The organism is Vibrio sp. J502 (assembly GCF_025397955.1).
GTDB classification, from domain to species: domain Bacteria; phylum Pseudomonadota; class Gammaproteobacteria; order Enterobacterales; family Vibrionaceae; genus Vibrio; species Vibrio anguillarum.
In genome coordinates, this window is sequence record NZ_CP104554.1 from 1008890 (window position 1) to 1032203 (window position 23314).

At 45.1% G+C, this 23314-nt stretch carries 20 protein-coding genes and 2 tRNA genes; 18 read left to right on the top strand and 4 right to left on the bottom strand.

From position 1 onward, the window contains the following. Positions 1 to 56 precede the first annotated feature (56 nt). Positions 57 to 133: transfer RNA gene (locus N5E84_RS04795), tRNA-Val, on the top strand. A 26-nt stretch (positions 134 to 159) separates the two neighbouring features. Further along, positions 160 to 236 (top strand) — tRNA-Val (locus N5E84_RS04800). Positions 237 to 664: 428 nt separating this feature from the next. Here the strand turns inward: N5E84_RS04800 and N5E84_RS04805 are convergent. Further along, a complete protein-coding gene (locus N5E84_RS04805) occupies positions 665 to 883 on the bottom strand; it encodes a helix-turn-helix domain-containing protein (RefSeq protein ID WP_013856670.1) in 219 nt (72 codons plus the stop codon). A gap of 100 nt (positions 884 to 983) precedes the next feature. Here N5E84_RS04805 and N5E84_RS04810 point away from each other — a divergent pair, with 100 nt between their 5' ends. Genes N5E84_RS04810 through N5E84_RS04825 form a run of 4 tightly spaced genes read left to right on the top strand, consistent with a single transcriptional unit; the run spans position 984 to position 2908 of the window. After that, complete coding sequence (locus N5E84_RS04810) at positions 984 to 1220, top strand: hypothetical protein (protein WP_013856671.1); 237 nt, start codon at positions 984 to 986, stop codon at positions 1218 to 1220. Then, the gene (locus N5E84_RS04815) at positions 1213 to 2424 is read left to right on the top strand and encodes an Arm DNA-binding domain-containing protein (protein WP_019282554.1); all 1212 of its coding nucleotides are present in this window, start codon (positions 1213 to 1215) and stop codon (positions 2422 to 2424) included. The genes N5E84_RS04810 and N5E84_RS04815 overlap by 8 nt, the downstream gene beginning before the upstream one ends. Further along, positions 2421 to 2759 (top strand): hypothetical protein, encoded by a 339-nt coding sequence (locus N5E84_RS04820; RefSeq protein WP_013856673.1) that lies wholly within the window; start codon positions 2421 to 2423, stop codon positions 2757 to 2759. Before N5E84_RS04815 ends, N5E84_RS04820 begins: the two co-directional genes overlap by 4 nt. Positions 2760 to 2767: 8 nt before the next feature. Further along, positions 2768 to 2908, top strand: a complete 141-nt coding sequence (locus N5E84_RS04825; protein WP_019280941.1) for a hypothetical protein — start codon at positions 2768 to 2770, stop codon at positions 2906 to 2908. 1059 nt (positions 2909 to 3967) lie between these two features. Here N5E84_RS04825 and N5E84_RS04835 read toward each other — a convergent pair. The 3 genes from N5E84_RS04835 to N5E84_RS04845 are packed head-to-tail and all read right to left on the bottom strand — an operon-like array spanning position 3968 to position 6828. Beyond that, positions 3968 to 4264 (bottom strand): PAAR domain-containing protein, encoded by a 297-nt coding sequence (locus N5E84_RS04835; RefSeq protein WP_013856676.1) that lies wholly within the window; start codon positions 4262 to 4264, stop codon positions 3968 to 3970. 9 nt (positions 4265 to 4273) lie between these two features. Then, positions 4274 to 4837: a DUF6931 family protein gene (locus N5E84_RS04840; RefSeq protein ID WP_029189801.1), complete on the bottom strand. Its 564-nt coding sequence runs from the start codon at positions 4835 to 4837 to the stop codon at positions 4274 to 4276. Continuing rightward, positions 4837 to 6828, bottom strand: coding sequence for a type VI secretion system Vgr family protein (locus N5E84_RS04845; protein ID WP_029388295.1), 1992 nt, complete (start codon positions 6826 to 6828; stop codon positions 4837 to 4839). The genes N5E84_RS04840 and N5E84_RS04845 overlap by 1 nt, the downstream gene beginning before the upstream one ends. A gap of 675 nt (positions 6829 to 7503) precedes the next feature. On the opposite strand from N5E84_RS04845, the gene N5E84_RS04850 reads away from it, so the two are divergent. From N5E84_RS04850 to N5E84_RS04905, 12 genes are all read left to right on the top strand, one after another. Continuing rightward, positions 7504 to 8895 (top strand): ImpA family type VI secretion system protein, encoded by a 1392-nt coding sequence (locus N5E84_RS04850; RefSeq protein ID WP_029189803.1) that lies wholly within the window; start codon positions 7504 to 7506, stop codon positions 8893 to 8895. Positions 8896 to 8921: 26 nt separating this feature from the next. Beyond that, positions 8922 to 9452, top strand: coding sequence for an Hcp family type VI secretion system effector (locus N5E84_RS04855; protein WP_013856681.1), 531 nt, complete (start codon positions 8922 to 8924; stop codon positions 9450 to 9452). Positions 9453 to 9521: 69 nt separating this feature from the next. Further along, a complete protein-coding gene (tssB, locus tag N5E84_RS04860; RefSeq protein ID WP_013856682.1) occupies positions 9522 to 10031 on the top strand; it encodes a type VI secretion system contractile sheath small subunit in 510 nt (169 codons plus the stop codon). Beyond that, on the top strand, positions 10031 to 11512 hold the full coding sequence (tssC, locus tag N5E84_RS04865) for a type VI secretion system contractile sheath large subunit (RefSeq protein ID WP_064625423.1): 1482 nt from the start codon (positions 10031 to 10033) through the stop codon (positions 11510 to 11512). Before tssB ends, tssC begins: the two co-directional genes overlap by 1 nt. 46 nt (positions 11513 to 11558) lie before the next feature. Beyond that, on the top strand, positions 11559 to 12914 hold the full coding sequence (locus N5E84_RS04870) for a type VI secretion system contractile sheath domain-containing protein (RefSeq protein WP_013856684.1): 1356 nt from the start codon (positions 11559 to 11561) through the stop codon (positions 12912 to 12914). Next, positions 12911 to 13327, top strand: a complete 417-nt coding sequence (tssE, locus tag N5E84_RS04875) for a type VI secretion system baseplate subunit TssE (RefSeq protein ID WP_013856685.1) — start codon at positions 12911 to 12913, stop codon at positions 13325 to 13327. Before N5E84_RS04870 ends, tssE begins: the two co-directional genes overlap by 4 nt. Beyond that, the gene (gene tssF / locus N5E84_RS04880) at positions 13320 to 15101 is read left to right on the top strand and encodes a type VI secretion system baseplate subunit TssF (RefSeq protein ID WP_069211972.1); all 1782 of its coding nucleotides are present in this window, start codon (positions 13320 to 13322) and stop codon (positions 15099 to 15101) included. The genes tssE and tssF overlap by 8 nt, the downstream gene beginning before the upstream one ends. Further along, complete coding sequence (locus tag N5E84_RS04885) at positions 15083 to 16066, top strand: type VI secretion system baseplate subunit TssG (protein ID WP_019282552.1); 984 nt, start codon at positions 15083 to 15085, stop codon at positions 16064 to 16066. Before tssF ends, N5E84_RS04885 begins: the two co-directional genes overlap by 19 nt. Before the next feature lie 8 nt (positions 16067 to 16074). Then, on the top strand, positions 16075 to 18681 hold the full coding sequence (gene tssH, locus N5E84_RS04890) for a type VI secretion system ATPase TssH (protein WP_019282551.1): 2607 nt from the start codon (positions 16075 to 16077) through the stop codon (positions 18679 to 18681). 142 nt (positions 18682 to 18823) lie between these two features. Continuing rightward, complete coding sequence (locus N5E84_RS04895) at positions 18824 to 19978, top strand: ATP-grasp domain-containing protein (RefSeq protein ID WP_013856689.1); 1155 nt, start codon at positions 18824 to 18826, stop codon at positions 19976 to 19978. A gap of 9 nt (positions 19979 to 19987) precedes the next feature. Continuing rightward, positions 19988 to 22183, top strand: a complete 2196-nt coding sequence (locus N5E84_RS04900; protein ID WP_019282550.1) for an MFS transporter — start codon at positions 19988 to 19990, stop codon at positions 22181 to 22183. Continuing rightward, complete coding sequence (locus N5E84_RS04905; protein ID WP_013856691.1) at positions 22180 to 23313, top strand: ABC transporter substrate binding protein; 1134 nt, start codon at positions 22180 to 22182, stop codon at positions 23311 to 23313. Before N5E84_RS04900 ends, N5E84_RS04905 begins: the two co-directional genes overlap by 4 nt. Position 23314: the final 1 nt, after the last annotated feature.

The following is a 23314-nucleotide window of genomic DNA, read 5'->3' on the forward strand; positions in this document are numbered from 1 at the left end:
AATAGACTTGCACACAGCAAAAACAGCCGTTAATATCCACTCCGTTCTGAAGATATGCGTCCGTAGCTCAGTTGGTTAGAGCACCACCTTGACATGGTGGGGGTCGGTGATTCGAGTTCACTCGGACGCACCATCAAAATTGAATATATATGTAAATTTGGGTCCGTAGCTCAGTTGGTTAGAGTATCGCCTTGACATGGCGGGGGTCGGCGATTCGAGTTCGCCCGGACCCACCAAATTTCTCAATAAAACCCGCATATTAGCGGGTTTTATTGTTTCTGAAGCCTGTAAAGTATACTTGTACACTCTCTGTTATTTCTCTTCTTTTACTCAAATATTTATTCTGTTTTATTCACGTAAATTTTATTGACTATTGTCGCCATGGGCACCTGTGGGCACCATTGTGCCTATTCGGTGCCCTCGCCGTTTTTTCCTCGCTGGAAATGTGGTTTGATTTAGTAAGATCTGGATTTTGTTTGACCGAACAATTTTTAGCTTAAGTACCTAAACTGACATAGTATATAGGATGGCGTTTTGAGGAGATATGTGCACAGGTTGAATTTACGGCGTGATTTCACTTTGCTTGTATTTTTACCAAAAATTATTTTTGAGCTATAGTCCCCTGGCCACCCCTAAAGAAGATGCCACGAATATCAATCAGCATTTAATCTTCGTAAGTCACTAATTCTTCGATACGGCAACCAAAATACCGACATAGAGAATCAAGAGTTTTGGTTGTCGTTATATACCCTTCATCACGAATCATTTTGGCCATCGTAGATCTTTGAATGCCGATCTCATTGGCTATCTCAGCTCCAGAAACTTTTCGCCCTTCTTGCAGAGATTTTTTTTCTATTAATTGTTTTAGGTTATAACGAATCAATGTGATATTCCAAAATGATTTATTTTAGTGTCTTGATGGGACACCTTGATTCATCTATATTGACTATGTGTCCTGATAAAACACAAAAATGGAGGTCAATATGGACCAAACACTACTCACAGTAAAAGAACTCGCAGCTCGGATTAAATTTAGCGGCAACTACATCAATTCAAGGCTGCGAGACTCAGTATTCATCGAAGGTAAACATTACATTCGACCTTTCAATGGTAGAAAAATTCTTTACATATGGGAAGAGGTTGAAGCGGAATTATATCAAAGTGCGACACGAAATGCCGTTTATATTCCAATGGCAGCGGGGAGGGTATGTTATGGCTAGTATTAGGGCTCGTGGTGATAAGCTATTTATGGATTTCCGTCATCATAATATTCGCTGTCGTGAGCAGACACTTTTGGCTGATAACCCTAACAATCGCCGAAAATTAACTAAACTTCTAAACCAGATCGATGCAGATATCCGTTTAGGCTGTTTTGTTTACAGTGAATACTTTCCAGAGTCAAAAAATGCATCAAAGTTTGTTAAACAAGATATCCAAGCTCGGCGGAAGAAGGAAGAGTTGCTCGGTGCTTATAAAACGGCTTCGCAGGGGCTGCAGGGAATTACCAGCATTCCATTCGAAGATTTTGCCCATGAATGGTTCGGAGAAAATGAGGTCCGTTGGAAAACGAGTTATGTAAATAGCATGAAAGTGTATCTGTTTGGTTATCTAGTGCCAGAGTTTGGTGATGTGGATGTCGATCAAATTCAGCGGCCAGACATCCTCAAGTACCGCGCAAAGTTAATGCAGACTAAACCGGATGGAACCAAGCTGTCTACTGACTTTGTCAATCATGTAATGACACCTCTTAGGATGATTCTACGTGAAGCTGCAGATCGTTATGGGTTTCGTTCCCAGTTTGAAAACATCAAACCATTGCGAGTAGAAAAGCGCGACGTGAATCCGTTTACTTTGGAAGAAGTGATGGATTTCTTAAATGCGGTGAAAGTTGACTATCGCAATTACTTTCTGGTGCGCTTTTTTACCGGCATGCGCACTTCTGAAATCGATGGTCTGAAATGGCGATATGTGGATTTTCGTCTTGGGGTTATTAGTGTTCGTGAAACCTATGTCCAGGGGAAGATGGATACCACCAAAACTCTGGGCTCCGCTCGTGATATTCATATGTCGAGTATAGTGTTAGAAGCGCTCAAAAGTCAGAAAGAAGTCACTGGGGCAGGAGAGTTCGTTTTTTGTAACGCCGAAGGTAATCCATTAGATAAAGGTAACATTCGAGATCGGGTCTGGAAGCCAACTTTAAAGAAAATGGGTTTACCTTATCGTCGTCCCTACGAAACTCGACATACTGCCGCGACACTCTGGTTAGCAGCAGGGGAAGCGCCAGAATGGATAGCTCGTCAGATGGGGCATTCCAACACAAAAATGTTGTTCGAAATCTACAGTCGTTACGTTCCTAACCTGACTCGTCAGGATGGTTCAGCATTTGAACGCTTACTGACGCAGTTGAAGGAGAGAAATCAATGAAATACAACACCATGACCGTTCATTGCACCAGTTTATGTCTGGATGTATTAAATCAGGGTCATTTCTTTCGCTACACCACGCCCGATATTCTGGCGTTTAAGTCAGAAGTGAAAATACAAATCCGTGTACGACTAGAGCCGGTATCCAGTGCCATACAGGATGAAGAGGGAATGATTGAAGCGTTGGCGTCTGGGGTGATGAATGTGTTACTACATTATCATTTTACAGCCGGGCGTGTGTCACCGGATTTAATCATGGATTTGATACAACATCGGCTCGATAATTTTTTCAAAGAGTGGAAAGGCCGACGTGATACTCAGGGTATGTTTGGGTAGGTGAGCATATGTTGGACTACTTAGACCGTCCCATAGCTTTTCATCGTACGTTTGTTCAGTTGGGCATCGGTATTACCGGTGCTTTACTGTTCAGTCAGGCGTTGTACTGGTCAAAACGCACCAAAGATGCTGATCGGTGGTTTGATTAAATCGATTAAAGAGTGGGGCGAAAAAATGGGAATGACCCGCCGAGAGATAGATACGGCTTGTTCCAAGTTGAGAAGACTGGGTATTCTGATGGAGAAAAAAACAGGGGTGTCGTACCGGATTTACTACTGGATTGATGAGCCAAACTTGATTGGTTGTTTGGGCCAAACCCGTATGGCGGATTGCGCCAATTCAGAGGTTACTTGTCCGCCTAGCTGGAATGGCGAAATCCGTCAACCTATTACAGAGAAGACACAGGGATCACTAAAGACGACCACAGAGACTACTTCACGACGGAGTTTTTCAAGCTAGTTGTCGCCTCAAGTTAAATTTTATGCCGCCCGCATTTCTTCTTTTTTCTCTGGGATGATCTGGTGTGTTACTGCTCGTATATGAAAGCAAGACAAATATTGTCTACATAGATACCTTCCTACGTTGGAATGTGAAGAAAGTATTCACGTTTCAGGGGTATGACTTTAGGGTGCGAACGTTGAAAAATTTCAAGGGTGAACTGGTTCGAAAATGTGCACCAGGAGCTTCAAAGAAAGCGATGAAGAAAATCACTAAGACGGCTCAATCGTGGAGGGTCCATCGTTCGACAAGGGTCTCAATCAAGGAGTTGGCAGAACGGTATAATGCGACCCTCAGTGGCGGGTGAAGTCGGATTAATTTCATTCGTAAACGTGTAGTCCCTATATTACGTTCTCCACGTCTCTCAAGTATCAATTCTCTTAGCTCGGCACCTAGAGAAGAATGAGGACGCTTGCTCCGATTTTCCAGACCAGTGATTCTGCACTGCACATATCCTGATGCCACGGTAGTAATGTCTGTCTGGAAATACCAAAGCGGTAGCAGACAAGGTTTACATCACAACATTCCTCATACAAATTTACCCATGGTAATCTTTGTTGGATTTCTCTTTTCATCGAAATCCATTGTAGTTGAAAGAATGTCTATGAATCACACACTTCATTAAACTTTACATTTTTCAACCTTGTTTTAATTGATGTTGAGTGTAAATGGTGCGGTTCATCCACCTATTTAACTAGAGTGAAATGTAATTACCCTCCAATCAAGACAGTTGGCATCCCCATCACGATAGTCCCACCGTGGGCAGTTAGGTCGCCCATGCGCGCTGAGGGTTTATTGTTAATCAGCACGGTTGCACTTCCTTTAACTATGCTATCTGGAGGGCCGACACAAACACATATCTGTCCTAGAGTGGCAGCTGGTAGGTTGCCGATTAATACTGTTGTTGGCAGAGGGAGTAATGGCCCGCCTACGTGAGGGATTGGCACCACTGCTGGTGTTTGCATCGGGCACATGTGCATGTCTGTTGCTCTGGCTGCTGGAAGCATGTTCTTTCCCTATTGTTGACCGTTTCCACCGGAGGCGATGTTTAGACCCATTTCTACAAACTGTTGATAGCGCTCTTTTGCTTCTTCACCGTCAGGTAAGACTGCTGAAAGGTTAATGCATCCTGCGACTGCTTGTGCGTACAAGTATGGGGGAGGGGGAACGGTAGGATCTTCTGGTTTAATCATACTGCCGCCACTCCAAAAGGCCGCTTGAGCTGCCCAGCCAGCACCGGTTTCTAATCCCGCTTTTTCTGCCATTTGTTCAGCAAAACGGCGGCTTGTTTCATCAGGTGTATAAACCCAAGCTTTTGCTGCGCGAATGGCATTGGCTTCGTCTTCTTTCCAGTGATGCAGAGAAGCGGCGCAGGTTACGCTCCACCAAATGGATTCACGAACTGGGAGAGCATGCGCAAGAAAAGTCACAGCATCGGCAAACAGCTCTTGCTCCATCGCCACAGAAATCAAATCGATAGGTGTAGTATTTTCGCCTGCTAACTCTGCGAATGCGGCATTCGGCTCGTAGACACTTAAGATGTCTTGCGCGGATTGGTGGGGAACCTTTATCAACATCATCAATTTACCTTTGTAATTGCGCCTTGAATTTGCACCATGGCCCCGGCTTTTATTTGTGTCATGGCGCTGCCGTTAACCGACACTAACGCTGCTTTTACATCGACCTTCCCTTGGCCTTCAATATTGATCATTGCGGCTTTCACCTCTGCTTTTGCTTTACCTGAAACAGAGACTTGAGGAGCGTCGATCTTAATACCACTAGCGCTGATCTCGATTTTGCTCGTGCCCACTTTGAGTTCGATCTTCGATTTACCGCAGATCGACACTTGGTTGCCATCAACGCTGACCGTCGATTTAGCCGCAATATTGATGTTGGAAGCGGCATTGAGGCTTAGATCTTTCTCACTGTCACCCGTCCAGTTATCTTTACTTTTGGCGGTAAGTGTTTTATCACTTTCGACTTGTATGTGTTCTTTAACGCTTAAGGTGGCACTCTTCTCAACTTGGGTCTTTTTAATGCCTTTAATCGTTGACTGGCTGTCGTTATTTACGTCAAGTAGCAAATCTTTTTCAGCATGTAAATACACTTGTTCTTTGTCTTTTTGATCTTCAAACCGCAGTTCGTTTCCTTGCTTGCTACTGCCCTTAGGCGTTGAACGAGTTTTGATGCCATTTTGAGTATCCGAGCTGTAAGGGGCTGCGCTGTTTTTGTTGTATAAAGAGCCGGTCACGATAGGGCGATTGGGGTCGCCATCAATGTATTGCACAATCACTTCATCACCAATGCGCGGTGTGAATTGAGAACCGAACCCCTTACTGGCGAACCCTTGCGATACTGGCAACCAACATGAACTGTTTTCGTCATTTTTTCCGCCTCTATCCCAGTGAAATTGCACTTTTACTCGACCCCATTTATCTCGGTAAATCTCTTCTCCCTTAGGCCCGGTGACGGTTGCGGTATGTAAGCTATGGACACGCGGTTTGTCAAATATTTCTGGACGGAAAATCAGTGACGAAGGGATACAAGAAAACTGGTTCTGATAAGCGACTTCGTTGTTCGATTCTTCTCTGGATAGGCGATGTGATAGATGAGTGATGATGTACTCTTGGTTCATTGAACTGAGAGGATGGTACGTTAGTTCAAATTTATAGCCGCAAGCAAGCGTCGCTAAATTCGATGATGAGTGAGAGGCTGACTTCCTAAGATCTAACGCTTCCATATGCATTTTTGCTGCGTCACGGACTTCATTTTTATTCTCGTGACCAAATGCAAAGAGTTCTTGTGTCAATGAAGTCGGCGCGTAACTTTCGGTGCTTTTTCGGGGGCCGCTATCAAAAAATTCAGCCAGGTTTTGAGTATGATCGGCGACAGATACCTTTCCACTGCCAACATGGTGGGCTTGACTCCACGTGGTTAGTACGTGCTGCTGATTGTTGCCACCTATTTGATAACTTAACTTTGGATCCGGTATTTTCTCAAATCGTTGATTTGAATCGCCAATGCAGACTGTCGACTTATTGCATTGATGGCGTACATGGTAGTGCCATCCTTCGTTTGCTAACAAGCGTTGTATAAAAGCTTGGTCGGTTTCATCAAGTTGAACACAATACTCATGATTTTTCCCACTTCCGGAAAGGGAAAAGTGAAAATAGCTTTTGAGATCAGCCTGTTCTAGCAGCTTTTCAATGATCTTTTTCGTCGTTACGTTTTGAAAAATCTGACGACTGCGTTTGTATTGCAACAAGCTAAGTGGATCCAATATCTCTATTTGATAATAAAACTGCTGCTTGTCTTTGCTATATCCTGTGAATTGCAGAGTGCTACATATACCTGAAAAAAAACGCTTTCCAGAATCTAATTCGTAAGACACACAAACAGCTTTACCTAGGTTTTTGGTATCGATCTCCATGTTTGCCGCGATGGAAACGGAAAACTGACACCCGCCGGATACGCTTTCCTCTCCGATTAATTGCGTGACAATATAACTTTTGCTATCTGAAAGCTTAATGGTGAGGGAGCGGGTTTGGTGCTTTAATTCGTTACTGCTCATATTCAATTAATTCACTATTAAATAAACAGTTCTAAAAGGCTGTTTATTGGATGAATATTCGAAATTATCACATAATAATTGATGCTATTATTACTTGCTGTATTGGTATCAACTTTCATGCTCTATACATGTAATATATTTCGAGTTAGACCTTAATTCAAGGTAATTTGTCTATTTAATTATTATCTGAATAATATGTAATCGATTGCTTTGTGGTTATTTTTATGTTTGTTTCATTTTTAATGACGGTGAGCTTGTGCATTCATATTTTTTATGATGACAACATCTTTGATGAAGTATTTAAGATATTGTTAATGCATGAGGGGTTTGCGTGTATTTTTTATATTAAATCATAATAAAATCAACAATATATGTTATTTTGTGTCTTTTTATAGTGTTCTTTTAAAGAGGTAGGATGACCTAAAGGTCGCCTAAATATGGCGTAAATTGCCATTGCTATAATTCACCTCAAAGATACACTATTGGCAAATTGACAAATATGTCACTTCGTATGAAACAATATTAGTAGATGTTGTTTTTGCTGCAAAAATAAAAATTTTTCTGGTTGAAATAACTCAAGGCCTCTAGCGTTTTCCTTTATCTTAAAATACAGGAAATAGCGATTGAAGTTAATTGACACTTAAGCAAATAGTCAACCTAACAGAGCAGGAACCTATGCCTTTGTCAAAGCATCAAATTGAGCAACTTTCTAAACCTCTGAGTGATGATTCGATCTGTGGCGTTTATCTTAAACTGGAAAAAAGTGCTTTTCGCCCATTACGTAATGAATTTAATGTCGCGCAAACTGCGCTGCGTAAGCTAAGTCAAAACCCTAGTGCTGACGAGAGAGATGCGTTACAAGAGGCATGTCTAAATAAGTGGAAGATTCTCTCTGACAGTTTGTACGAACAGTTTTCAAAAACAACCAGAGATATCGAGCTCATCTCATGGTTTGTTGCTGCTCAATTCCTTCTCGATACCACATTAGAAAGTGCTGCGAATAGCCTTGAGTGGTTAGCGGATTTAAGTGAGAAGCACTGGGATCACCTCAACCCTGTACTACCAGTTGAAACGCTCAAATCTGATGATGATAAGGGCAAAGAAAGAGAGCAAGCAGATGCGAAAGTTAAAGCATTTTTCCAACTAGTCGGCGATAGCGAGGAAAGCTCGATTCTCTATGCGCCGGTGCTGCAACTGCCCTTAGTCGGGGAAGTGACGTTTTTTGACTTTCAAAGTGCAGAGAGAAAAGGCGAAATCAGCCAACTGAAATCTATGCTTACGACCACGGTGGCGCAAGAGCGTTTCGCAATTCAATTCAAGATGGAAAACGCCAAACGTTGTGTCACCCAATTAGATCGTTTGTCAGCGTTGGTGAGCACTAAGTGTCATTCTCTAGGCAGTCAAAGTACCAACTTCGGATTTGCGAAGTCACTGCTTACCCGTGTTGAAAACGCTTTGGTTCATCTAAGTGGAATTAAGTTAGCACCGAAAGCGGAGGCCAAGACAGTAGAGCAAGAGGTTGCCGAAAGTTCAGTTTCTGAAGGGGAGCTGCCAAGCCATATGGATACAAAACATATAGAGCGAATACCGATGGCATCAGAGCAGGCTCAGACCGTAAGCCAACACTTACACGCAGGAAACCTCTCTGAACTGGGTAATTTAAACAATATGAACCGAGACTTAGCTTTCCATTTGTTGAGAGAAGTCTCTGATTATTTTCGCCAGAGCGAACCGCATAGCCCAATTTCATTTTTGTTAGAAAAAGCGATTCGATGGGGATATTTATCCTTACCTGAGTTGCTGCGAGAAATGATGTCGGAACAAAACGGTGACGCTCTTAGTACGATTTTTAATGCCGCCGGATTGAATCATCTCGATCAGGTTTTGCTGCCGGAGGTGAGTACTCCAACGGTGGGCATTGAAAGCCCCCAAACACCTCAAGCGAAGCCTTCCGTTTCGGATCCGCGAAGTGTTGAAGAGCATGTATCTCAGACTTCCCCTGTAGATACCCAATCTAAGCAAGATCAAAAACCACAATCATCCGCTACGTCGGCTCTGAGTTGGTAATTGTGTTTAAAAAATAAGGAAAAATCATGGCAAGTATTTACATGCGTGTAAGCGGTCTTCAAGTTGAGGGCGCAGCGACTATCGGTCAGCTAGAAACGGCTGAAGGTAAAAATGACGGTTGGTTTGCAATCAACTCTTACTCTTGGGGTGGCGCTCGTAACGTTGCTATGGACATCGGTAACGGCACCAATGCGGATTCAGGCATGGTTGGCGTAAGCGAAGTTAGCGTAACTAAAGAAGTCGATGGTGCTTCTGAAGACCTACTGTCTTATTTATTCAACCCAGGTAAAGACGGTAAAACTGTTGAGGTTGCATTTACTAAGCCTTCTAACGATGGTCAAGGTGCAGACGTTTACTTCCAAGTTAAGCTAGAAAAAGCACGTTTAGTTTCTTACAACGTGAGCGGGACTGACGGATCTCAACCGTACGAGAGCCTATCTCTTTCTTACACTTCTATTTCTCAGAAGCATCACTATGAGAAAGAAGGTGGTGAACTACAAAGCGGTGGTGTTGTGACTTACGACCTACCGACCGGGAAAATGACTTCTGGTAAGTAATTCTTTCATTAGACATGCCACGTTAATTGGCATGTCTATTTCATGAATATCTCATTTTAGGACACCGTTATGGCATTGAACTCACAACATAAGCGCGTTAGTAAGAACCGTGTCAGCATCACCTATGACGTTGAAACGAATGGCGCCGTAGAGACGAAAGAGCTGCCGTTTGTTGTTGGCGTCATTGGCGACTTTTCAGGACACAAACCAGAATCAGAAAAAGTTGATTTAGAAGAGCGAGAGTTCACGGGTATCGATAAAGACAACTTCGATACAGTGATGGGGCAAATTCACCCGCGTCTTTCGTACAAGGTTGATAACAAGCTTGCTAATGATGATAGCCAGTTTGAAGTGAACTTGAGCTTCCGTTCGATGAAAGATTTCCACCCAGAGAACTTAGTTGATCAAATTGAGCCGCTTAAGCAGTTGGTTGAAACACGTAACCAGCTAAAAGTACTCTTAAGCAAAGCCGATCGTTCGAGAGATCTTGAGCGTCTACTGAAAGAAGTTCTGCAAAGCGCAGATGCCATCAATGGTTTAGCTCAAGAACTAGGTTTGAGCAGAGAGGGAGCGGAATAATGTCTGTAGAACAACAAGCAGTACAAGGTACTACTACTGAAGCAGAAGCAAAGCAGAGCTTTCTTGACCGAGCGATCAACGCGACAGCACAAACACCAGTAGATACGACAAAAGAGCTATTGAGCGTCATGGCTTCTCAAGCACTGGAAGGTACAGTGACTTGGGATAAGAACCTAACGTTGACGATTGAAAAAGCAATCAGCGCGCTAGACAGCAAAATCTCTGAGCAGTTGTCAACGGTGATGCAAAACGATGAGTTCCAAAAAATGGAAGGTTCATGGCTAGGTTTGCAAAAGCTTGTAAAAAACAGCGAGCTAGGATCAGATCTGAAAATCAAACTGGCGGATTACACCAAAGACGAATTGCTAGAGCAGTTTGAAGATGCACCAGCGATCGATCGCAGCCGTTTCTTCAATATGGTTTATCAAGAAGAATTTGGAACAGCGGGCGGTCAGCCATACGGTGCATTGCTAGGTGACTACGGATTCGGTTACGGTGATGAAGACGTTGCCCTGTTGCGTTACATGGCTGAAGTCGCTTCTGCATCTCACGCACCTTTCGTCGCTGCAGCGAATGCAAGTATGTTCGACTTCAAGGCATTCAGTAGCTTTTCTGAAGGCAAACCAGTTGCAGCAGGCTTTGATTCGCCAGCATATGCAAGCTGGAATGCATTCCGTGAAAGCGATGACTCGCGCTACGTTGCTCTGACTCTACCGAAAACGATGGCTCGCCTTCCTTACGGTGCAGCAACCGTTCCAGTTAAATCATTTGCATTTGAAGAACTTCAAATTCGGGACAACGGTCAGCAAATTGTGTCTTCAGACTGCGATTTTGTTTGGAGCAATGCGGCGTATGAGTTTGGTCTTCTGATGACTCAAGCATATACCAAGTACGGTTGGTGCACGGCGATCCGAGGTACTGAGAACGGCGGTAAAGTAGAGAACCTGCCAAACTTCACTCACTACTCTGAGGCCGGTGAATTGCTACAGCAATGCCCGACAGAAGTTAACCTAACGGATGAGCGTGAGAAAGAGCTGAGTGATCTTGGCTTCTTGCCACTGGTTCACTACAAAAGCACCAACTACGCAGTGTTTATGGGTGCTCAGACTGCGCATAAACCAAAAACGTACACAGATCCAGATGCAACGGCAAACGCGGCAATTTCAGCGCGTCTGCCATACACAATGGCAAGCAGCCGAATCGCACAGTACCTAAAAATCATGGGCCGTGATCGTATTGGTTCAAACCTAGCTCCAAATGACGTTGAGAAAGAGCTGAACTCTTGGATTAATCAATACGTTAACCCAAATGCGATTGGTAACGATGCGAAAGCAACACATCCATTGGTTGAAGCGAAAGTGACGGTAGAAGAGCAAGCTGGACGCCCAGGTGCTTACTCTGCAGTGGCTTACTTACGCCCTTGGCTGCAAATGGAAGAGCTAACCACTTCACTACGAATGGTTGCGAACATTCCTGGCTAATCCTATTCGGGGACGCTGTCCCCGAATGTTTTGAACTGAGTCGCTGATGTATACAAATTCCGAATTCGATCGCATTTTAGCTGAGAATCCTGCCTGGCAGGAGATATTAGTGTGCGCGAAAAGTCGGTCGGTGGTTCAATTCAAAGCATCGTTGGTTCGTTTGATCTCCGAGATTGATACGTCAATAAGTGAACAGTTGTCAGACGTTATTCAACACCCTAACTTTAAGCAGTTAGAAGCCTCTTGGACGGGGCTCAAATCGTTAGCGCAGCTGCAAGTATCCCAGCGTCGAGTAAAAATCAAAATGCTCGACTTGAGTTGGAGTATGGTTTCGGCAGATCTCAATTACTCTTTCGATCTAAAGCAGTCATCCCTATACCGAAAACTGTATTCAAATGAGCTGGATACCGCCGGTGGCAGCCCATTTGGCATGGTGATGGTCGATCACAAGGTCTCGGCTGATTACGCCGATGATCAGGAGTATGACGATCTCTACACCCTTCAACTGCTCTCTGAGCTGGGGGAGCTCTGTTTTTGCCCAATGGTGCTCGGAACTGACGAGTTTTTCTTTGGTGATGAACCAAGAAGGCAGCTTCATGACAGCGCGAGAATTGAGCGCATTCTTACTAGTCGAGATTTTGTTTCTTGGCAGTTGCTACGAGAAAAAAACTCATCACGATTTTTGCACTTGGTCATGCCTGAACATTTGATTCGTCAACCATACTGTCAATATCAGGCTGGATTTGTTTTTAACGAGCGCCAGCAAGAGAAATATGCCTTGTGGGGCAGCAGCGCTTACCTCTTGCTAGGTAATGTGATGCGAGAGTTTGATCGAATCAGTTGGTTTGGATTCCTGCGTTCTTACGATGAGACAGGTTCGTATGGGGCTATCGTTCAGGACTCAAAAGAACTTAAGACCAAGGTAGAGATCTACAGTGAAGATGATGGCTTTTGGTCGTCTCAGGGGTTCATGCCTTTAACCAGTATTTACATAAGTGGCCATAAAGGTTTCTTCAGCAATCAATCCGTTTGGCAAGCGCCTGATGAAGCTCAACGTCAGCTCGGTATGCTCCAAACCAACCTGATGGCTTGCCGATTTGCCCATTACATCAAGGTCCAAATTCGTGATCAAGTTGGTCGATATGACAGTGCAGAAACTTGTCGACGCAGTCTAGAGCGATGGCTAGAGCAGTTCATAAGCAACGTCAATTATGGTGAGGATGCCGTACTTGCCCGATATCCACTGCGGTCTTGCTATGTACGCATTGAAGAGGTTCCTCATGATAAAACCCGCTACCTATGCGAGATCATGCTTCAGCCTCAATATCAATACGAAATGATGGATGCGAAAGTGGTGTTAACAACTTCGGTATCTGGCAGTGAGGTTGGAGAGACATCATGAGCTTAATGGCTAAGTTAACCCAAAGCTGGAATGACGATATCGATAGTGTTCGAGATGCAATTGTTGATAACGTCTGTGATCTTATTTCCAGCCGAGCACCTCTGTGTTCAGAGATGCTTTTATCGGAAAAAGGAACGATTGCCGAGCTCGGTATGCGCAACATGGCTCGCGCTCAAAGTAAAAACAACACCAGTGACATTGTCGCAGAAATTGAAGTGCTGGTCCGAAACTTCGAACCTCGCCTGAGCCAGGTAGAGATTGATGTTCAAGAAGGGGAACTGGGTAGCAACCAATTGAGCTTTCGCCTTTCCGCCGTGGTGCATTCAGAGCTTGGTGATGAAGCGATCGTACTGGATTCTTTTTTGGATTTGAGCAGCAACAAACTAGATGTAAGGAAGTCGAATTTTGTCTGATTCATTGCTTTCCTATTTTGAACAGGAACTGCGCTTTATTCGCAATGAAACCTCTCAGTTCGCGGAACGTCATCCGGGGACGGCTCGTGCATTGGGAATGCGTAAAGACAGTATTGATGATCCTCAGATCGCGCGTTTGATTGAAAGTGTTGCCTTGATGAACGGCAAACTTCAGCAGCGTTTGGATGAGTCTTACCCAGAGCTGACAGAAAGCTTGGTGAACTTGTTGTTCCCGCATTATCTGAGGCCAATACCGTCATACAGCATGTTGGACTTCGCTATTTTTGAAGAAGCGAATGCAAAGCACAGTATTCCTAAAGGCACTGAGTTCGATGTCGCGAGCGAATCTGGCGAGCCAGTGGTGTTTCGCACTTCCGAAAATATAGCGCTGCTTCCAATTCAAGTTGCTTCGGCAGAAGTGCTGTTTGCGCCATTTGAACTGGCTAAGCCTGTGGGTGCAGAGAACGCAAAAGCGATGCTGGAGCTGACGATTGAGGCAACCGATAGCGGTATCGAGTTGCGTGATCTGGATATTGACCAGTTGAAACTGCATCTCAAAGGTGAAAGCCACTTTGCATTGCGTTTGTATGATGTACTCGCCGATGGTCGCTGTCAGGTGTGTATCCAGAATAATGGTAAGAGCTACTCACTAGGGAAGTCTGCGCTACAACCAATCGGCTTCGATGTGAACGACACTATTTTACCGTATCAAGCAGCAAGCTTTGGTGGCTTTAAGTTATTGACCGAGTTCTTCATGTTCCCTGAAAGATTTCAAGGATTCAAATTAGACCTTGGCAACATCATGCAACACGCAATCGGCTCAGAGTTTCGTATTCAGATTTTCTTGAATGAGATGAGTGTGGTGCAAGCTCGTAGCATTCAAGCACAGCATTTTTCTCTGTTTTGTACGCCATTGGTGAACCTACAAACCAAAGTGTCAGAACCTCTGCAAATCGACTTCACCCAAAAGCAGTACCCAATTTATCTTGATGCAAGCCAGGGTAATGATTTGGAAGTGTTTTCTGTTGATGAAGTGCTAGACGTGACGGAAGGTGAACCGTTTAAGGTCTGTCAGATCTACGGAGACAAGTACAACAGTACAGAGACTGCACTCCGTTGGCAGCTCGTACAGGATACCCACGAAAGAGGCGTGCTTCGCAGTGGCTTAAAAGTGGCTGATATTGGGCATGTTAGTGCCACGACGTCGTCCAGAGTTTGGTCGGTGACGACAACTGCGACTGACGGCATTCGAGCAGGTTCATTGCCTGTAAACAGCCAAGTGACATGTCGGGAATCTCTTACGATTCCAGCGACTATGAACTTGCTGCGCCGCCCAACCTTGCCAGTGCGCAGTCGTGATGCAAATAAGAATGTATGGGCACTGCTTTGCCATTTGCACTTTAACTATCACGCAATTCTAGGGACGGATGACCCAACCGCTACGCTGAAAAATGTGTTTGATTTGTATAACCACAACCAAGCGGTGCAAAACCACATCTATATCGAGTCCCTGCAAAATATCGAGCAGGAGCAAGTGGTGGCTCCGATCCGTGTGTCAGGAAAAACATGTTTTGCTTACGGCACAAAAATTTCGGTGACGTTAGACGCAAGTAATGTCAACGGAGGCGTATCGCTCTTTGGTCATTTGCTTGACCACTTCTTTGCTTATTTTGCAGGCTTCAACAGCTTTACTCAAGTGGATATTTATTTGGAAGGCCAAGACGGTGTTTACCTGTCCTTCCCGAGGAGAACTGGGTGCAAGAGTTTGTTGTAAGCCGTTTCGCTTATGGTGCGTTTGAGGGACAGCTAGAAAAAGCGTGGCAGATCTTCAAGCATCAGGCTCATTTAAAGGGGCAGCGACCTGAAGTGAGGTTTAGTGCGGAAATTCTCCCAGCTTACTATCAAGCAGAAGTCTCTATGGTTACTTCGGAGCGAGAGGGTGAATTTACGGTAAAGACATCATTGGCGGCTTTGTCTGGCAACTCTGGTTCGATGCCAAGAGCGATGTATGGCGATGCACTAAAAGCGCGTTTTGAACTTGGTGATGAAGCACCACTCGACTTTTTCGACATGTTTAATAACCGTTACTACCGCTTGTACTGCGAAACAAAGCAAAAGCATGAGCTGACGTATCAGATTGAGGAAGAGGCGTTTCATTGGAATCGTGACCGTCAATCTATTACTGAAATGCTTTCCAGTTTGGCTGGACAGACTGGAGATAAGGCACCAATGCCGGAATCTCATTTGGTGCAATACACCGGCTTATTAGGGTTGAAATTAACCTGCCCATTGGCGCTTAAGTCGATGCTAGAAGATTACTTCGAGTCGGAGTTTGAGGTTGAACGCAGTGGCCTAGAGTATTTGCCTCTAACAGAGTGTTCGTTAACTCAAATTGGCCAAGCCGGAAACAATCATCAATTGGGTATGGGCGCGTTGGTCGGGATGTCGACGCCAATGACGGGGCAGAAACTCAACATAAAAATGTGCCCTCAAGACTATCAGCATTACTTAAAAATACGCAGTGACAAAGAGATGGTTCTTGCGCTGGACCATATGGTTAGAAGCTATATGGGAGTGAATAGCAAGTATGCACTCTATATGAAGGTAAATAGCCAGTATCTGCCGAGAGTGAAGCTATCAAGCAGTCACCAAAAAGCGTTAAGAATTGGCCAATCCGCGTGGATGAGTCATCAATCAGATCGTCAACAGTTTGTTGAAATGCCACTGACGAAAAGTTAGGAAACAGAATGATAAATATTGAACTACAAAGCTTGGTCAAAAGGCTTACTCCGTTACTAAAAAGTGCCCTGGAAACGGCTGCTGGAGATTGTGTAAGTAAAGGACACTTTGCGATAGAAGCTGAGCATTGGTTTGTTCAGTTGTTACAACAGTCCAAAGGCTGGGAAGCCGCTTTGCAGCAAGCATCAATGGCCAAAGAGTCGATGTTGGAGCGTTGTAATGACCGTCTGATGCATTTGGCTCGTGGTAATGACTCTTCACCTTCTTTGTCCCCTGAGTTGGTTGAGTTACTTAAAGATGCATGGATGCTTGCTTCATTAAACAATCAGCAATCGGTGGTGAATGAATTTCATCTGCTTATGGTGCTGAAGCAGCGTCTGGACCAAAGCGCTTACAACGGCGTGTTGAGCTCGTGGGTGTCAGTCTTGTCTTCTGAATGGTTACGCAGTCAGTCGATGGTGATCAGCGGACCCAGTGAAGTCTCATCGTCTACCGAGAGCATGGCCCCAACCGGTGGTGACTCAGCGACGCCAGCTTTGGACAAATTCTCGCAAAACCTGACAGAGGCAGCGCGTAATGGCGAGTTGGACCCTATTACAGGACGCGGAGATGAAATTCGCAAATCCATTGATATTTTGTGCCGCCGCCGTCAAAACAGCCCGATCCTCGTCGGTGACCCAGGTGTAGGTAAAACGGCCATTGTTGAAGGTCTTGCCCAAGAAATCGTGAATGGCAATGTTCCACCTGCGCTTGCGAACGTTGAGCTGCGCAGCCTTGATTTGTCCCTTTTGCAAGCAGGCGCGAGCATCAAAGGTGAGTTTGAAAACCGCCTTAAAGATGTGATCAATGAGATCAAGCAGTCAACGACGCCGATCATCATGTTTATCGATGAAGCACATACGCTGATTGGGGCGGGTGGCACAGCGGGCCAGAATGATGCTGCGAATATTCTGAAACCAGCGCTTGCGCGTGGCGAGTTTCGTTCTCTTGCGGCGACCACATGGGCGGAATACAAACAGTACTTTGAATCGGATGCCGCGTTGACTCGTCGTTTTCAAGTTGTTGCGGTTAATGAACCCAACGAAGAAGATGCTATTCACATGCTTCGCGGCGTGAAGCGCAGCCTTGAAAAGCACCATGGCGTTAAAGTCATGCAAGAAGCCATTGATGCCGCAGTCGCTCTCTCTATTCGTTACCTTCCTGAGCGTAAGTTACCTGATAAAGCAATTAGTCTGTTGGATACGGCATGTTCACGCATTGGATTGAGCCAAAGTGCGGCACCTAGACAGTTGGAAGCCATTGCAGAAAAAATCCGCTACACCAACAACGAGATCGAAACGTTACATCATGAGTCGGCATTGTGGTCGATTGAAAGCGTACGCTTGGAAGAAGCAAAACAGCGATTGGCGGCTTTAGAACAAGAGCATCAGTCACTTGAACGCTCTTGGAACTCAGAGCGCCTCTTGGTGGAAGAGATCATTGAGTTGCAGTCTGGCTTAGACGCTGAGCTAAAAGAAAATGGCTCGGTGATATCGCATGAAGCGAAAAGCATGTTAGCAGACAAAATGGCAGCCCTGCGTGAGATCCAGGGTGAGCAGCCATTAGTCCTGCCACAGGTAACAGAGCAAACCATCGCTGAAGTGGTGGCGCTATGGACGGGTATTCCAGTGGGCAACATGCTTAGCCAAGAAGTTGAGAAGTTGATGCACCTAGAGACTCGTATCGGTGAGCGAGTGATTGGTCAGACAACGCCGATAGCAGAGCTTTCACAAGCAATTCGCTTGTCGCGTGCAGGTTTAACCGACCCACGCAAACCTGTTGGGGTATTCCTGATGTGTGGTCCAAGTGGTGTGGGTAAAACCGAAACTGCATTGGCGCTTACCGATTTGCTATACGGTGGCGAGCGAAATATCACCACCATCAACATGACGGAATTTAAAGAAGAGCACAAAGTGTCGATGCTTTTAGGCTCTCCTGCGGGTTATGTTGGCTACGGTAAAGGCGGTGTCTTAACAGAAGCGGTACGTAAGAACCCATATTCTGTACTGCTGCTGGATGAAATGGAAAAAGCCCACCCTGGTGTGCACGACATCTTCTATCAAATCTTTGATAAAGGCTCGATCTCGGACAGTGAAGGTCGACACATCGATTTTCGTAATACGATCATCATCATGACATCAAACGCGGCCGACAGTGCTGTTGTTAATGCGTGTGAAAATGGTCGACCGGATGTTCCGACGCTGACTCAGTCTATTTTCCCTGAGCTGCAAAAACACTTTAAACCCGCATTTCTTGGCCGTGCGACCATCGTGCCTTATTTCCCTTTGAACGATGAAGAAATGGCGCAAATTGCAACCTTGTCTCTGAACCGCATTCGTAAGCGCGTTCAATCCCACTACAAAGCAAGTTTTGAATTTCACCCTGATGTGATTGATCTGCTGGTCAATATGAACGATTCACCTGAAACAGGCGCTCGTGCCGTTGAGCAACTGATCAATCGTCAACTTATGCCGGATTTAGCGAATCAATGCATTGTCCGCATGAGCGAGAGCAAGCCGGTAGAAGCGGTCACTGTTCACGTTGAAGAAGGCAAATTTAAGATTCAGATTCAATAGCATTAAGAGGCGATAGACCTCAAAAAAACAATGGGTTGTATATCAATCCAACTAAAACAATAACGTAATTTTATTAACGCTTTTTGTTGCAGGCCGTGTTTAACGCGCCCTTTTAGCAGCACAACATTATGAGTACTAACAGATGACGCATTCAGTTTTTTCTACGCAACAATTGGAATGGATTCGTAAGAACTTAAAAATCGCAGTGATTCACGGTGGTGATAAAGAGCAGGAGGGCAGTTTTATCTTTGAAAACTTGAGCCCTCGCTCAACTAAAACGTATGCACCTGTTGCACACGATATTGCTAATGCACTGCGTGAATCTAATTTCCAATTCGTTGAGGTGTTAGCTGAAGACATTAACTTAGCGCAGTGCCTGAAAGATAAAGGTATTGACTTGGTGATCACGAACAGTGGTGGTTTGCAAGGTTTTGACTCCATGTGTCATTTGCCTTCTACATTGGAAATGCTGGGCGTGCCTTATGTAGGGCACTCGCCAATGACGGCAGGGATCTTGGATAACAAGCACCTGTTTAAGCATGAAATTAAAGCCGCTGGACTGCCGACTGCGCCATTTATCACCATTGGTATTGATGAGCATTTTGAAGATGTAGCAAAGCAAGATGCGATCGATCAAATTGAAGCACAGTTCAAAGACGGCTTCATTGTTAAGCCAGTGTCTGGCCGAGCTTCAATCCATGTTTATCCTGTTTTTAAGCGTAATGATCTCGCGGGTGTTGTAGAGCATGTACGTCAAGCGACGGGGAATACAGTAATGATTGAACCTTTCCTTGGTGGCCGAGAGTTTGTTGTTGCTGTTGCGGGAGAGTATGTCTTTAAAGAAGGTAAACTGACGCAGTCTGAAATGCCTATGGCTTTCTCAATTACTGAACGTGTACTGGATGCTGACGAGCCTATTTTTACTTCCATGGATGTAAAGCCGATCACTCAAGACCGTTTGGTTGCTGTTAATGAAGAGGGGCTACGCAATCAGTTAGCACTGATCGGTCAGAAGATTTATCGCCTGCTTGGTCTTCAAACCTTAGTGAGAGTGGACTTACGCATGGACAAAGAAGGCAACCTTTATGTGCTGGAAACCAATCCAAAACCGGATCTCAAACGTCCGGAGGGAGAGAAGGTAAGTTTGGTTTGCCATGATCTGGCTCGTGAAGGTATGGATTACACAGACCTAGTTCAGTCGTTGGTGTTTAACCGATTATCTTTCCTTAAGCAAAAACGCCCAATGTCGGTTGCGCATTGCCTCAATGAGCAATTCGACGCTCTAAGCGTGTGTTAGGAGTGAACTTTGAACTCTTTTAAGCAATATAGCCGCTTGTTGCTCGGAGCATTACTGGTTCTGTTATCACTAATGCTGATCTTTGTTGTTGGTTATGCACAAGCATTGAAAAGCTATCAACAGCAGAGCCGTGATGCGATTTTAGCCCAAACCGAAGCCGCCCGAATCGGTATAGAACAAGTTCTCAGTTCTGGTGTGCCGCTTCAGGACTTTGCTGGTCTTGAAAAAGTGCTATCGCCAATCGCGAAAGCGGATTCTTCTGTGGTTGATATCCGAGTAATTTCTGGGCAGCAAGAGCTATATCGCTACACCGATGACAACTTTGTTGGCAGCTTAGTCACCATCCCTTTGAGCAATAAATTCGCTCAAGTTGGTGCTTTGGAGATCTGGCTGAGTGATGAAGAAATAGAAAGGAGCATCGATAGGCACTTCCAGCCGATGGTGCTGCTGGTCGTTTTACTGATCGCTGCGTTTATTTTCTTTGTTTTACGTAGTCAAAACCCCAAGATCTACTTCACTGCATTTGGTGGTGTGTTCTTAGCCATGTCGGCGAGCGTGCTATTGATGGTCGGTGCATTGTACAAAGCCGGCTTGGAGCACAAGGCGGATTCTATGGCGAAGATTGTTACTCAACGTTTAGCCCCGGTACTGAATGCAGGGATAAGCTATCATCAAGTGAGTGGTATCGATGAGATGCTAGACAGCTTTCGTCAGTCAAACCCAGAAGTCTCTTCCATTGCAGTTGCTCAGGGAACTGAGTTGATCGCCAAGAGTAAAGCGCAGAACAGTGTGTCAGTCGATGAGATGGCCGAATTTCTAGTAAGCGATACGAAAGGGAACGAGGTGACGATCGCTTTTTCCCCCAAAGTACTGTTTGCGCAGTTGGTTCGTATACTAAAGAACTTTGCCATTCTATTTGCTGGTTGTGCGTTCATTTGCTTTGCTTTTATTCGCTTACTGAGTCACTCGGAGCAACAGCCAAAAAACGACACCGTACTGGCGCAGGTTAAGCCGCTGCTGTTGGTCACGGTGCTGATGGAATCGTTAATGGCGCCGGTTTTACCTCAGTACTTAACGCAAATCGCGGTAGAAAATGGCGCAGGAGAAAGTTGGTCGTCTTACTTCTTTACACTCTACTTTGTTGGCTTTGCTGCGACGCTATTGCCTGTTTCGCGTTTAGTTGAAGTGTTTGATATTCGCAAAGTACTTGGCGTGGGTATTCTGCTATCAGCGGTTGGTTGTATGTTGCTAGCGTACGAGTCCCAGTTAGCAATGGTGCTTATTGCTCGATTCACGTCTGGTGTTGGGCAAGCGACGATCTTTATTGCTGTTCAAGGTTATATTCTGCGTTGCAGTGACCAGTCTAACAAGACACAAGCCGCAGGTATCATCGTATTTTGTTTCAATGCTGGATTCATCTCTGGTGCGGCAATCGGTGCTCTGCTAGCTGATACCGTAGGCGTGCAAGGTATCTTCATGTTGTCGGCGTTAGTTGGTGGTCTAATGTATCTGTTCGCGTTGTCGCTACCGTCGATGATTCCTCAGAGGAATGCACAAGGTTCACTTAAAGAGAACCTTACGATGATGTTAAAAGATTCCGCTACTTTGATACGTGTACCGTCATTCATGCGCACCATGTTGCTCGTTGGTATACCAACCAAAATGATGCTAACTGGTGTCGTATTCTTCGCTGTGCCAATCCTTCTTTCTGATGTAGGCGTCGAGCGTGAAAGTATCGGTCAGGTGCTGATGGCTTATGCATTCTCTGTGCTTTTCATTAGTGGAAAAGTTTCGCCAATGATTGACCGTATTGGCTCTGCAAAATGGGCGCTTTGCTTAGGAAGCATTGTTGGCGCTGTTGCTTTGGCTATTCTTTCTGCTGCCTTCTTATTTAAAGATATAACCTATCTTGTCTTCGTCGCAACGTTCGCAATGCTAGTGATGGGTGTTTCACATGGCTTTATTAATGCCCCAGTTGTGACTCATGTGGTGACCACGACTCAAGGTGTTAATGCTAACTCAGTTGCTTCTACTTATCGCTTTTTGGAAAGGCTAGGTCATGTGTTGGGTTCGGTCGTTGTCAGTACTTTGCTTACTCATCTTGGAACGGACTACGCATTCTTTGCGCTTTCAGCATTCTTTACTTTAGCTGGCTTGTTGATGTGGTTGTTTGACCGTGCAGTACAAAAGGAGGTGGTAGCATGATTCGATTGATTTTACTTTTGGCACTGACTGCATTCTCATCGGTGAGTTTGGCAGATTGGCCAGAGTGGTTGGGCGAACGCTTGCAAGCAGAAAAGGTGGTGCAGTGGGAAATTAATGCCAACGACAACGATGTGTTGTTCGCCCCGCGAGGTGAATATCCTATGGTTTGGGTTTTGGTCTCTCGAAAAGCGGACGCGTATGATGTTGCGTTGTCGACCATCTTAAAAGTGTTTCGCAGAGAAATGCCTAACGTTTCATTTCGTGCTTTCCTTTTGCCTAAAAGCCAAGAGGAACTGGTCGCTTGGACGAAAGCTGCGGATAAAAAGGCGAACATGATCTACACGGTTGGCTCTAGTGCGACCGTCTCACTGCATAAGATTTACGCTGGAGGTAAGCTTCCGGTTGTATCGGTGAACGCAAAAGATCCGGTGTTACTGGGCCTGACGGATAACTACCACTCAAGTGGCAACAACTTTGCTTACACCTCCTTGAATTTGCCTGCTGATATTACGCTGAGCTTTTTACGTCGCTTTAAACCAAGTCTGACTCAAATTGGTGTGCTGTACGCCAAGTCGAACACCAGTGCTTATCTCACCCAGTTTTTGCCACTTCAAAAAGAGGCTGAGAAGCAAGGAGTGAAAGTCTTTCCTATCGAAGTTGACGAGAATAATCCTGAACTTGCTCTTCAACACGTTATGCAGACCACCATTGAATCGATGAAGGTCAACGATGGTAATTTATGTCAATCCTTGCTTTGGCTTACGGGTAGTTCAAGTCTTCTTAACCGACTTGATGAGATCAACCTGCATTCAGAGCCGCTTCCTCTGTTAACTGCAGTGCCTGATGCGGTTAATGGCACGCAACAAAGTGCGCTGATGTCTGTTGGCGTAGGGTTTGAAAACAACGCCCACCAAGCGGCATTTTACGGCATTGAAGTACTTAAAAAGGGCGTAGATCCTGGCTCTCTGCCTGTGGGAGTGCTGTCTCCACCAGACATCTCGATCAGCTTTAAACAAGCAGGCCGCGTTGATACGCAGCTTCCGTTTGTATTGATTGAAATGGCCAGCGATATCTATTCGCAAGATGGCAAGCTAGTGCGTTCTGCTGGAATGAGCATGGAGAGCTATTAAC

Excerpts from the sequence above, each read along its gene's own strand:
- N5E84_RS04810 (WP_013856671.1), top strand. The coding sequence starts at position 984 with ATGGACCAAACACTACTCACAGTAAAAGAACTCGCAGCTCGGATTAAA.
- N5E84_RS04815 (WP_019282554.1), top strand. The coding sequence starts at position 1,213 with ATGGCTAGTATTAGGGCTCGTGGTGATAAGCTATTTATGGATTTCCGT.
- N5E84_RS04820 (WP_013856673.1), top strand. The coding sequence starts at position 2,421 with ATGAAATACAACACCATGACCGTTCATTGCACCAGTTTATGTCTGGAT.
- N5E84_RS04825 (WP_019280941.1), top strand. The coding sequence starts at position 2,768 with ATGTTGGACTACTTAGACCGTCCCATAGCTTTTCATCGTACGTTTGTT.
- N5E84_RS04835 (WP_013856676.1), bottom strand. The coding sequence starts at position 4,264 with ATGCTTCCAGCAGCCAGAGCAACAGACATGCACATGTGCCCGATGCAA.
- N5E84_RS04840 (WP_029189801.1), bottom strand. The coding sequence starts at position 4,837 with ATGATGTTGATAAAGGTTCCCCACCAATCCGCGCAAGACATCTTAAGT.
- N5E84_RS04845 (WP_029388295.1), bottom strand. The coding sequence starts at position 6,828 with ATGAGCAGTAACGAATTAAAGCACCAAACCCGCTCCCTCACCATTAAG.
- N5E84_RS04850 (WP_029189803.1), top strand. The coding sequence starts at position 7,504 with ATGCCTTTGTCAAAGCATCAAATTGAGCAACTTTCTAAACCTCTGAGT.
- N5E84_RS04855 (WP_013856681.1), top strand. The coding sequence starts at position 8,922 with ATGGCAAGTATTTACATGCGTGTAAGCGGTCTTCAAGTTGAGGGCGCA.
- tssB (WP_013856682.1), top strand. The coding sequence starts at position 9,522 with ATGGCATTGAACTCACAACATAAGCGCGTTAGTAAGAACCGTGTCAGC.
- tssC (WP_064625423.1), top strand. The coding sequence starts at position 10,031 with ATGTCTGTAGAACAACAAGCAGTACAAGGTACTACTACTGAAGCAGAA.
- N5E84_RS04870 (WP_013856684.1), top strand. The coding sequence starts at position 11,559 with ATGTATACAAATTCCGAATTCGATCGCATTTTAGCTGAGAATCCTGCC.
- tssE (WP_013856685.1), top strand. The coding sequence starts at position 12,911 with ATGAGCTTAATGGCTAAGTTAACCCAAAGCTGGAATGACGATATCGAT.
- tssH (WP_019282551.1), top strand. The coding sequence starts at position 16,075 with ATGATAAATATTGAACTACAAAGCTTGGTCAAAAGGCTTACTCCGTTA.
- N5E84_RS04895 (WP_013856689.1), top strand. The coding sequence starts at position 18,824 with ATGACGCATTCAGTTTTTTCTACGCAACAATTGGAATGGATTCGTAAG.
- N5E84_RS04905 (WP_013856691.1), top strand. The coding sequence starts at position 22,180 with ATGATTCGATTGATTTTACTTTTGGCACTGACTGCATTCTCATCGGTG.